The sequence below is a fragment of the Acinetobacter sp. MF4642 genome (assembly GCF_002018925.1).
GTDB lineage: Bacteria > Pseudomonadota > Gammaproteobacteria > Pseudomonadales > Moraxellaceae > Acinetobacter > Acinetobacter johnsonii.
Genome location: NZ_MVON01000074.1, coordinates 1 through 1,697 on the forward strand (window position 1 = coordinate 1; position 1,697 = coordinate 1,697).

The window sequence follows — 1,697 nt, forward strand, 5'->3', positions numbered from 1 at the left end:
GTTAAATAGCATATCCAAGACTGTAGCCTACGCAACCTCAGTTGGTGCTACAGCTCGACATTGTGAATCTCAGTAAAATTATATTCACAATGCCGAGTACGCTAATGAACATAATATACGTTATGCCGAAATCCGTGAGCGCTTCCCATGCAAGCAACCATTATTGAATTCAATGTCATAAATACCATGTAGCTTTTCTTTTTCAATTAGCTGCTGAATTTCCCTATCCAAAGCTAATGATAAATCTATCTTTGCAAATACATAGCCATTTACCCACGCAACCTTAGACACTAAAGCTTTATGCCCTGAATCATCACAAGGCAAATTCATATGTCCAAATTTAGACAACCAAATTCGCTCAGCCTCTTGAATAAACAGCATATTTATACCTATTTTGATTCAAATTTAGTCAATCGTAACCCGCATGTTATAAGACGCTAGTTCGCAATTACAGTCTGTTTATGGTGTGATCCAACTTGATAAAAAGTTGTTTTAAATCATCAATTTGCTGTGAATAATCAAAATCAGATAACTGCATGTTTTGTAAGTGCTTTTCTAGGCATTCACGCATAAAAATATAGTCTTCTTTGCGTAAAACGCCTTTATTCCTACTGTATGCAATTGTGCTATACACGTGTCTATTACTCATATCAGTTCGCACCCATTCGGGATGCTCTGCCCCTACCGATCAAGTTTAAATGGGAGCTTGTAATCAAGGAGAAGATGGTCATAAAATCGATACCTCGAATCACTCGTAGACACTCGCTCTATAAATACAAGAGATCGTTTGAATGAAAAGAATAGTTTTACTAAGCCTAATATCATCAAATACATTTGCAACAGAATTGAAATTATCAGATTTAGAACCTAAACACCCAACATACAAGCTTGAATACAATACTAAAACAGAAGAAATCAAAATCTTATCAAAATCAAATAACACAGAGTATTGCGACAAAGAAGCAAAAAGCGAATCAGCAAAACGTGTAATTAAAAGGCACCTCAATAATAAAAAAACCAAGACCAAAGTTATTGTTAATTTCAGATGCTAATAGACTGAATCATTTCACCTTTGCCTGTACATAAAATACAGAATTAGAAGACCAACTCCAAAACCTAAACTTGCGCCTGCCATAATTTCATTCATAGTGAATTTGCTCCTGAAATCTCTCTTGGTACTGGTGTACCTAATGGGATTTGTTCAGATTTAACAAAAGCATCTTGAGCTTTTACATGACGCTCAGCATCGAGTCTTGCAATATTCTCTAAATAAGCCTTTTTATAGTTTTCATCACCGCGAGCTTCATTCGATGCATATTGGTATGAATCTACATTTTCAGGCTGTTTATAAGGGTTGAAAGGCCTGTCACCAGCAAGCAAACGTTTGCATAAATCCTTGGGTGCATCATGAAGAATTGCGCCTTGTGTGTCGTATGCAACACCATTCATACAGCCTGAAAAAACTTGATGTGCTGTCGCTGGAGGAGCTTGCATGTAAGAGTAGTCAAAAGGATTATTTGCATTGTAAGTATTTACAATTTGATCGATTGAATTTTGATTAGCTGCTAAGTGAACCGTACCGGGTTTGTCGGAGAGTCAATATTCTGAGAGACTATGCCGATGACAAAATTAAAATATACCCCTGAAATCAGAGAAAGAGCGGTTCAATTACTAATTGAATCTGAAAAAGATTATCC

At 36.2% G+C, this 1,697-nt stretch carries 2 protein-coding genes; both read right to left on the reverse strand.

Annotated features, from left to right (window positions below; translation table 11 throughout):
• Positions 1-120: 120 nt before the first annotated feature.
• Entirely contained in the window at positions 121-381 is a 261-nt protein-coding gene (locus MF4642_RS16445; protein ID WP_078426872.1) for a hypothetical protein, read from the reverse strand.
• A 762-nt stretch (positions 382-1,143) separates the two neighbouring features.
• Positions 1,144-1,494 (reverse strand): hypothetical protein, encoded by a 351-nt coding sequence (locus MF4642_RS17240; RefSeq protein WP_227518571.1) that lies wholly within the window; start codon positions 1,492-1,494, stop codon positions 1,144-1,146.
• Positions 1,495-1,697: the final 203 nt, after the last annotated feature.

What these genes read in the sequence shown, in the direction of transcription:
- MF4642_RS16445 (WP_078426872.1), bottom strand. Translation starts at nt 381, where the DNA reads ATGCTGTTTATTCAAGAGGCTGAGCGAATTTGGTTGTCTAAATTTGGA.
- MF4642_RS17240 (WP_227518571.1), bottom strand. Translation starts at nt 1,494, where the DNA reads ATGCAAGCTCCTCCAGCGACAGCACATCAAGTTTTTTCAGGCTGTATG.